The sequence below is a fragment of the Rothia similimucilaginosa genome (genome assembly GCF_029850875.1).
GTDB lineage: Bacteria > Actinomycetota > Actinomycetes > Actinomycetales > Micrococcaceae > Rothia.
This window is the reverse complement of sequence record NZ_JAOVAM010000007.1, coordinates 127,376-136,105: the sequence shown is the minus strand read 5'-3', so window position 1 is coordinate 136,105 and position 8,730 is coordinate 127,376. Positions and strand designations below refer to the sequence as shown.

General features: G+C 54.2%; 9 protein-coding genes. 1 reads left to right on the top strand and 8 read right to left on the bottom strand.

Annotated elements, in window-relative coordinates:
* Positions 1 to 378 precede the first annotated feature (378 nt).
* The 8 genes from dnaB to QFX05_RS06895 form a co-directional block, all read right to left on the bottom strand.
* On the bottom strand, positions 379 to 1,734 hold the full coding sequence (gene dnaB / locus QFX05_RS06930) for a replicative DNA helicase (RefSeq protein WP_279741978.1): 1,356 nt from the start codon (positions 1,732 to 1,734) through the stop codon (positions 379 to 381).
* A 783-nt stretch (positions 1,735 to 2,517) separates the two neighbouring features.
* Entirely contained in the window at positions 2,518 to 3,324 is an 807-nt protein-coding gene (locus QFX05_RS06925; protein ID WP_279741977.1) for a class I SAM-dependent methyltransferase, read from the bottom strand.
* A gap of 648 nt (positions 3,325 to 3,972) precedes the next feature.
* Positions 3,973 to 4,278, bottom strand: a complete 306-nt coding sequence (locus QFX05_RS06920; RefSeq protein WP_279741976.1) for a hypothetical protein — start codon at positions 4,276 to 4,278, stop codon at positions 3,973 to 3,975.
* 318 nt (positions 4,279 to 4,596) lie between these two features.
* Positions 4,597 to 5,049, bottom strand: a complete 453-nt coding sequence (gene rplI / locus QFX05_RS06915; RefSeq protein ID WP_279741975.1) for a 50S ribosomal protein L9 — start codon at positions 5,047 to 5,049, stop codon at positions 4,597 to 4,599.
* Between the two features lie 20 nt (positions 5,050 to 5,069).
* Positions 5,070 to 5,306 (bottom strand): 30S ribosomal protein S18, encoded by a 237-nt coding sequence (rpsR, locus tag QFX05_RS06910; RefSeq protein WP_004005948.1) that lies wholly within the window; start codon positions 5,304 to 5,306, stop codon positions 5,070 to 5,072.
* A gap of 83 nt (positions 5,307 to 5,389) precedes the next feature.
* Positions 5,390 to 6,022, bottom strand: coding sequence for a single-stranded DNA-binding protein (locus QFX05_RS06905; RefSeq protein ID WP_279741974.1), 633 nt, complete (start codon positions 6,020 to 6,022; stop codon positions 5,390 to 5,392).
* 95 nt (positions 6,023 to 6,117) lie between these two features.
* The gene (gene rpsF / locus QFX05_RS06900) at positions 6,118 to 6,423 is read right to left on the bottom strand and encodes a 30S ribosomal protein S6 (RefSeq protein ID WP_279741973.1); all 306 of its coding nucleotides are present in this window, start codon (positions 6,421 to 6,423) and stop codon (positions 6,118 to 6,120) included.
* 190 nt (positions 6,424 to 6,613) lie between these two features.
* Positions 6,614 to 8,038 carry a CCA tRNA nucleotidyltransferase gene (locus QFX05_RS06895; RefSeq protein WP_279741972.1) on the bottom strand — a complete coding sequence of 475 codons (1,425 nt, stop codon included), beginning with the start codon at positions 8,036 to 8,038 and terminating at the stop codon, positions 6,614 to 6,616.
* Positions 8,039 to 8,164: 126 nt separating this feature from the next.
* Here QFX05_RS06895 and QFX05_RS06890 point away from each other — a divergent pair, with 126 nt between their 5' ends.
* Positions 8,165 to 8,668, top strand: coding sequence for an NUDIX hydrolase (locus QFX05_RS06890; protein WP_279741971.1), 504 nt, complete (start codon positions 8,165 to 8,167; stop codon positions 8,666 to 8,668).
* Positions 8,669 to 8,730: the final 62 nt, after the last annotated feature.

Genomic DNA, 8,730 nt, shown 5'->3' with positions numbered 1-8,730 from the left:
TACAGACGCCTAAACACCCATGCAACCTCAAAAAGGGTGAAGTAGACCACAAACATGGCGTTGTAAGGGTCTAAACCACCCTTCCAGAGACTAAACTACCTAGTCAAAGTATTTTATGGGTGCTAGAAAATCTTTAAAAAACTTCTAAAAAACCTTATAACCACAGAAGAAACCACTCAAACCCTCGCAGAATACCCTCCAGCGCCCCTCTGCAGCCCCTATTCCCATACCCTGCGCTTGATTCCTAACTCTGCATTTGGGCGCCCATACCTATAGATACGAAAAGCCCCTCCCCTTCCATCCTGCAAGGAATAGAAGAAGAGGGGTGCAGCTACAGAGTGCTGAAGCTTAGTACTGAGGCGGTTAGTGCTGAGCTGATTAGTACTGGGGAGGCGCATCATTCGCCATATTGTTAAAGCGCGAGTACTTACCGCTAAACGCCAACGGAATAGTACGAGTCGGACCACCACGGTGCTTAGCAATAATCATATCCGCCTCACCCACGCGATCACTCTCCGGGTTATACATATCCTCACGATGCAGCAGAATCACCATATCCGCATCCTGCTCAATAGAACCCGACTCACGCAAATCCGAAACCATCGGACGCTTATCAGTACGCTGCTCCGAACCACGGTTCAACTGAGACAGCGCAATCACCGGAACGTCCAACTCCTTAGCCAACAGCTTCAGGCTACGAGAAAACTCCGAAACCTCCTGCTGACGCGACTCAACTTTCTTACCCGAACTCATCAGCTGCAGGTAGTCCAGCACCACAAGCTTTAAATCATTACGCTGTTTGAGGCGACGGCACTTCGCGCGAATCTCCATCAGAGTCATATTCGGCGAATCATCAATAAAGAGAGGAGCAGAATCAATGCGCCCCTGCAGAGTCGCCAGGTTCGTCCAACCCTCAGTATCCAAATCCCCCTTCTTCAGGCGACCCATCGAAATCTTGCCCTCCGCAGAGAGAATACGCATCGCCAACTCAGTACGACTCATCTCCAGCGAGAAAAACACAGTCGTCATCTGATGATGAATAGAGGCAGAACGAGCAATATCAAGGGCCAGAGTCGACTTACCCACACCCGGACGAGCCGCAATAACAATCATCTGGCCACCGTGCAGACCACCGGTCAGCTCATCAAACTCAATAAAGTCAGTCGGTACACCGTACACGCCATCGGGGCGGTTCGAGTTCGCATCAATCTCGTTGATGGTCTCCTCCAACGCCTCAGAGAAAGATACATAGTCTTCCTTCGCGTTACCATCAGTCACCGCATAAATCTCAGCCTGCGCCTGATCCACCAAAGTATCGACCTCAGTCTCATTGGCGTAACCCAGCTGAGCGATCTTCGTACCCGCTTCAATCAGGCGGCGCATAATCGCGTGCTCCTTAACAATCTCAGCGTAATACTGAGCGTTAGCAGCAGTTGGAACTGACGCAATCAGGGTATGAATATAGGACGCACCGCCCACACGAGTCAGCTCACCACGCTTCTTCAGCTCATCAGCAACCGTAATCACATCCGCAGGGCTACCGTGACCGTAAAGAGAAAGAATCGCCTCATAAATCGTCTCGTGCGCCGGCTTATAGAAATCAGACGCACGCAGGCTCTCAACCACATCAGCAATAGCGTCCTTCGACAGCAGCATGCCACCGAGCACCGACTGCTCAGCCACATCATCATGAGGCATAGTGCGGGAACCATAATCAATGGCAGTTTCAGACATGCTTATCCTCGCGTTTCAATCCAATATCTACGACGTTCCAGAAACATTTTCTGCTGAACTCCTATGCTAGTTTCTCACGAAGGCACACGCGAAACACATACACGCCTAATGGGTAGCGCGCAGATAATCCTCAATCTTCTCAACAGCGAGCGCCGCGCCATCCATAGTGCGCATTGCCTCGCCCAGCTGCCGTGCCTTAGCGCATGCCCTCATCGCTGAGCAGACGTGACTGCCTCACAAAAACCAGGCCACTGCTATGTGCCTAGTAGATCCCTCGATATCAGAGTCGAGGGCACTAGTCATGAAAGCAGGTCTCGGACCATGTTTAAGTTTCTCTCTCTCCTTGTATTGCATGCCCTCTCGCATCTGGTGGCGGTGCTGCTACTACACACCTATAGTATGTCGCTGCCTGTAACACACACCATGGTACTTGAGTACCTGCGAGTATCAGCAGTGCTGTACTACTACAGGCTCGCCGGTACGGTGTCGTGGGCGTATATGGGTGGGGGTGGTGCGGCACTCGGAGGCTGTGGTGCAAGCAGATGCTGGGTGAGTGTCTGCTACTGGTGCAGTATCCAGTGCTGATGCTGGGTGAGTGTCTGCTACTGGTGCAGTATCCAGTGCTGATGCTGGTACTAGTGCTCAGCGCCGTAGTCACTGCGGGACTGAGGTACTGTGTACTAGTATGCCTGGTGAGAGCAGGCTAGCGAATGAAAACGGAGCCTCAGTATTCCCCCGCATAACGAGGAATACTAAGGCTCCGTTTCGCTGTATAAGCTTCTCTTACTTCTTACGCAGAATCATGCCGATAGCGCCAATATGGTCGGCATGGCGGCGGAACACACCGCGCATACCCAACACGCGCTCACGAATCTGCGGCTTACGCACCAGATTGAACGCAATCTTCGCAACGCCAGCGGGACCTTCATCAGCCAGTAGACGCTTCGGCTCCAGCAGAGCCATATCGGTCTGGTACACATCCAGCACCTCAAAGCCAGCCTCTTCCGCCAGAGCAGTCCACTCGGCAACAGTCAGCGGGCGGGCATTCACGCGGATAGTACGCGCCAAATCCTTCTGGATCTCTTCCTTCAACTCGGGGCGCAGGTAATCGGGAACCAGCGACATCTCGTGAATAGCGTAGTAGCCGCCCGGACGCAGCAGACGAGCCGCCTCACGCATAATCTCCAGCTTGTGCTTATCGGTCTGCATGGTCAGCATCGCCTCGCCCACCACGGCGTCGTAGCTCTCCGAGGGCAGACCGGTCTCCTGGGCACTAGCATTCACCACACGGTAGTTCGGCTTAGTCGATGCACCAATACGCTCGGTCACGATTTCAGCAGCCTTGGGATCAAGATCCACACCGGTGTAGCTCTTGGGGGAACGCTTCACAATCTCCAAGGCGGTAATACCCAGGCCCGGCGCAAACTCCACGACGTCAATGTCACCACCCAGAGCGCGAGCCAGCAGCCAATTGGTGGTCTCGCGGCCACCGGGGCGCAGAACCTTCTTGCCCAGCTGAGCCAGAAGCCAGTGACCGGCAGCCTTTTCAGCGGGGCGGTCGGTACCGGGAACGGAAGGGGTCTTAGACACGGAAGACAACTCCTAAATACTTGTATTTAATATGCAAAATTTATCTTTCCCAATTCTAGACCCGCACGGCGCCTAAAAGAAAGACGAATCCACGAAAGTTTTGGACGCACGACCCGACAACCTTCAGAAAGCCAGGGCAGCAACACTGCTTCCCTCTGTCATCCAGGTGGTTAAAACAGAAACTGGAGCTGGACCTCTCAGTCCAACCCCAGTCTCATCACACACACATACATACGAAAATCAGAGCCACTTCCGCAAGGGAAGTCCAACTTTCTGATGGTCCTCTCGAACCATCTATATAAAGTATTACGCGTAAACCTTTATTCCCTGTAGGTTAAAGCTGCAAGAAAGCTGGGAATAGATTTTTCTTCAAAATCGAGGTGCAGCACCCCGCATTTCACACCGAAACTACATGTCGCGTTAAAAGAAGAATGGCAAGGCGCTTTTGCCTTGCCATCCTTCTTTCGCTAGCGGGCGACCCCGCTACACGAAACACACACATTCACATCGCAGTCCTCTCGAACCAACACTTATAGTAAACACCCCCAACCTTATGGGAGGATTGAATTTCGCTGGAAACAAGCTGGGAGAAAACCAACAGAACCCTGAGAGCTTTGATATTGTGCAGTTTTTGGTCTCTAAACCGGGCTAATAAGCCGCCATATACAGACCCAGCAGCACCAACGGGTTAGCCACTACAGAAATAACCGCCAGGCAAATATTAGCCACGCGGTACTGACCAAACTTCACCAGACCCACTAGCGCACACACCAACGCAATACTGGATACAAGACCGCCAACCACCAACAAAAGAAGCAGAAGAGCAGTAGCAAGATTAGCGTCCGCAAATGGAATAACCGCTAGAGCACACAGCAGCAAATTGACGCACTCCAACAGCACACCCGTGAATAGAAGCTGAGCGCTAGAAGACAAACGTGAAAAAGATCGAGCCATGTATACCAGTCTACGGTGTCTACCAGACTATGGGGCGCACAGAGAATGTCGAATATGCAGACCGGTCTGGGATGCCCCGAAAGTCTCAAGATACTTCCCATATAGAGGTAATCCATCAAAATCCCCGACCTAAGGGGTGGGAATATCTACGCAATCAGCACGATAAACGAAAAAACCGCGATGTCTCACGTGAAACATTGCGACTTTCTGTATCTAAAAGGGTAAAGCAAACGGGGTGCCCCTCACGAAGAGGGACACCCCGTCCGACACTCAACGCCGCAGCATCAAAGCACCAGCGTCAAATATCTAAAAACCTACTTACGCAGCAGCAACGACGTCCAGGACAACGTTAGCAACAACGTCAGCGTGCAGGCGGACAGTCACCTTGTACTCACCGGTACGCTTAATAGCGGAACCCAGGTGGATGGTGCGCTTGTCAACGGAGCCAATGCCAGCAGCCTCAATAGCCTCAGCAATAGCCTCAGCCTTGACGGTACCGAACAGGCGGCCGTCAGCGCCAGCCTTGTGTGCAACGACAACCGACTTAGCAGCCAGGGCCGCCGCAGTTGCCTGAGCCTCTTCCAGAGAAGCCTTAGCACGAGCCGCACGAGCGGCGCGGATGGACTCAACCTGCTTCTCGCCACCCTGGGTCCAGGTCAGAGCGAAGCCGCGGGGCAGCAGGTAGTTACGTGCGTAACCGTCCTTAACGGTGACAACATCGCCAGCTGCACCGAGGCCGGAAACTTCCTGAGTCAGAATGATCTTAGCCATGTTACTGTCTCTCCTTCTCTTTAGCGGCCAGCGCCGGAGTAGGGCAGCAGTGCAACTTCGCGGGCGTTCTTAATAGCCTGAGCGATCTTGCGCTGCTCCTGAACGGTCACGCCAGTCACGCGGCGAGCGCGGATCTTGCCGCGGTCGGAGATGAACTTGCGCAGAAGTGCGACGTCCTTGTAGTCGATAACGGTGACGTCAGCAGCCTTGAGGGGGTTCTGCTTGGGTTTGGGCTTACGGATTTCAGCCTTCGCCATCGTGGTGCTCCTTAGAGTTGGGAGCCCGCGGCGGATAACCGCGGGATGGATTGATAAATTACTATTCGGAAAACGAAACCGGCTTAGAACGGAGGTTCGTCGTCGGCGCCGCTACCCCAGTCATAGTTACCACCAGACTGAGAACTCCACGGATCAGCAGCAGGAGCTGCAGGGGCCGCCGGAGCAGCCGGAGTGGAGTAGCCAGACTGGCCAGAGTAACCATTACCCTGAGCAGCAGCAAAATTATTCTGCTGAGGAGCGGAGTAACCGCCCTGAGCAGCAGCGTTGTACCCAGCACCACCGCCAAAGCCACCCTGCGCACCGCCACCGAAGTTATTACCTCCGGCAGAACGCTGTGCGCGAGTCACCTGAGCAGTAGCAAAACGCAGAGTCGGGCCGATCTCCTCGACCTCAAGCTCAAACGAGGTACGACGCTCGCCTTCCTTGGTCTCGTACGAGCGGGACTTCAGACGGCCCTGCGCGATAACCTGAGTACCCTTCTTCAAGGTCTCTGCAACATTCTCCGCATAACCACGCCATACCGACGCACGCAGGAACAGGGTCTCCCCATCCTCCCACTGGTTCGTCTGGCGATTAAAAGTACGCGGAGTCGATGCGATCGTGAAATTAGCAACCGCCGCACCCGCAGGGGTGTAACGAAGCTCCGGATCGCCAGTCAGATTACCAATAACAGTAATAACGGTATCGCCTGCCATTTGATGCCTCCTCGATAAGAGTTACAAGTATATTGAATCCAGTACAGCGCAACCCCCTGACATTTTTAGGGGGTCAGCCGACCGGAAAGAAACAACTACTTGCTGGAGATCTTCTGATCCTCCGGGCGGATGATCTTGGTACGCATGACGGACTCGTTCAGGTTCAGAACACGATCGAGCTCAGCTGCAGTCTCGGGGGTAGAGGTGAAGTTCACCACTGCGTAGATACCCTCAGACTTCTTCTGGATCTCGTATGCCAGGCGACGACGGCCCCAGATGTCGACGTTATCGACGGAACCACCATCGTTGGTCACGATCTCGAGGAACTTGGACAGCGACGGCTCAACCGCACGGTCCTCAACCTCGGGGCTGAGGATAACCATCAGTTCATATGCACGCATGATTAAACCCCTCCTTTGGGCTAAACGGCTATGGGATTTCCATAGCAGGAGATTCAATGTGCCCTATACGTGAAACACACCGGGTGGGGAACACGCATAGATTTCTTAACAATACACGAGAAAATACAGATAGAACAGTACCGCACCGCGTGACCTCAACCATGCGATGCAGTACCACAAACCGCAGAAGCTACGCCTCCCGACGCTGCTCCCACCACTGCACCAGGCGAGCCTTCGCCTCCTCCTCAGGAAGCGAACCCTCATCCAGACGCACATTCAACAAGAACTTATACGCCTCACCCACCACCGGGCCCGGCGCAATACCAAGAATCTGCATAATCTGACCGCCATCCAGATCCGGACGAATCGCATCCAGCTCCTCCTGAGCAGCCAACTCAGCAATGCGACGCTCCAAATCGTCATACGCCTCAGCCAGCGAGCGCGACAGGCGACGATTACGAGTCGTCACATCAGAACGAGACACACGATGCAGACGCTCCAACTGATCGCCAGCATCACGCACATAGCGGCGCACCGCAGAATCAGTCCAACCTGACTCGCGGTAACCATAGAACCGCATATGCAGTTCCACCAGACGAGCCACAGCCTTAATCGTGTCATTATCAAAACGTAGCGCACGCATACGCTTCTTCACCATCTTCGCGCCCACCACCTCATGGTGCAGGAACGAGACAGAACCGTCTTTCTCAAACTTACGAGTCTTCGGCTTACCAATATCGTGCATCAAGGCCGCAAAACGCAGAATAAAATCAGGAGCCGGACACGGACCATCCTCACCCGTCTCCTTCTCCATCGCCTGCTCCATCACTTTCAACGAATGCTCATACACATCCTTATGGTGATGCTCAGGATCAATCTCCATACGCAAAGCAGGAAGCTCCGGCAACACATAATCCGCCAGACCCGTATCCACCAGCAGGTTCAAACCCACCCGCGGATAATCCGCCTCAATCAGCTTCACCAGCTCATCACGTACACGCTCAGCCGAAATAATCTCAATACGGCCAGCCATCTCGCGCATCGCCTCGAAAACCTCCGGGGCAACCTCAAGATTAAAACGCGCAGCAAAACGAGCCGCACGCATCATACGTAGCGGATCCTCAGAAAAAGACTCCTCCGGCGAGCGCGGAGTACGCAAAACACCCGCACGCAAATCCTCAACGCCACCAAACAAGTCAACAACCTCACCACTGGGCAAAGCCGCCGCCATCGCATTAATCGTGAAATCACGACGCACCAAATCAGCGCTCAAATCCGTACCGAACTCAACCGTCGGCTTACGCGAATCCGAAACATACACCTCAGCACGGTACGTGGTCACCTCATACACCACGCCATTCTTACGCGCACTAATCGTGCCGTACTCCTTGCCGATATCCCATGTATGTTCACCCCACCCACGTAGAATCTGCTCGCTCTGCTCAGGAGTAGCATCCGTCGTCAAATCAAAATCGGTGAAGAGACCATCCTCAACCCGCAGATTATCGCGGACAATACCGCCCACCAAGTACAGCTCAAAACCCTCTGCACGGTACAGTTCTCCCAGCTCGGCGGCATCCGGGTACTTCGACACAACATCAATAATCAGCGACATAATCCTTTAATCGTGCCAGAAAAACCACCCATGCGCCCACCCCACACCCACAACACCCCATCAAAGACAGCTATCTCACCCCAAACCGAGACACAAAAACCTCAGCCTATCAGTTAAGGTAGAACCATGAGCATTCCCGTACCCCGCGCCCCCAAAACGCGCTTCACCGCGCCCGTGCGAGCGGTACCCGCCCCTGAAGAAGTCTCTGCAGGCGGGCTCATCATCGACTTCGACCGACCCGAACAGCTACCCGTAGCCATTATCGCCCGCATCAACCGCAACGGCCAACGCGAATGGTGCCTCCCCAAAGGCCACATCGAACACGGCGAAACCACCGTCGAAGCCGCACAACGCGAAATCAGCGAAGAAACCGGAATCACCGGCTACCCCGTAGCCTCCCTCGGCACCATCGCCTACTGGTTCACATCCAACGGCACGCGCATCCACAAAACCGTGCACCACTACCTCTTCGCAGCAACCGGCGGCGAACTCAGCATCGACAACGACCCCGACCACGAAGCAATCGACGTCGCCTGGGTTCCCCTCGGAGAGCTACCCACCCGCCTCTCATTCGCCAACGAGCAACACATAGCCCGCAGTGCGCGCGAATACATCACCACCCAGCTCTAAACACCCGCCGAAGAGCCCAAAAATAAAAGAAGCAATCACCCGCCGACACAGGAGAGACCTAC

Bases quoted from the DNA above. Each gene is read 5' to 3' on its own strand.
- dnaB (WP_279741978.1), bottom strand. From the start codon at position 1,734: ATGTCTGAAACTGCCATTGATTATGGTTCCCGCACTATGCCTCATGAT.
- QFX05_RS06920 (WP_279741976.1), bottom strand. From the start codon at position 4,278: ATGGCTCGATCTTTTTCACGTTTGTCTTCTAGCGCTCAGCTTCTATTC.
- QFX05_RS06905 (WP_279741974.1), bottom strand. From the start codon at position 6,022: ATGGCAGGCGATACCGTTATTACTGTTATTGGTAATCTGACTGGCGAT.
- rpsR (WP_004005948.1), bottom strand. From the start codon at position 5,306: ATGGCGAAGGCTGAAATCCGTAAGCCCAAACCCAAGCAGAACCCCCTC.
- rplI (WP_279741975.1), bottom strand. From the start codon at position 5,049: ATGGCTAAGATCATTCTGACTCAGGAAGTTTCCGGCCTCGGTGCAGCT.
- QFX05_RS06890 (WP_279741971.1), top strand. From the start codon at position 8,165: ATGAGCATTCCCGTACCCCGCGCCCCCAAAACGCGCTTCACCGCGCCC.
- rpsF (WP_279741973.1), bottom strand. From the start codon at position 6,423: ATGCGTGCATATGAACTGATGGTTATCCTCAGCCCCGAGGTTGAGGAC.
- QFX05_RS06895 (WP_279741972.1), bottom strand. From the start codon at position 8,038: ATGTCGCTGATTATTGATGTTGTGTCGAAGTACCCGGATGCCGCCGAG.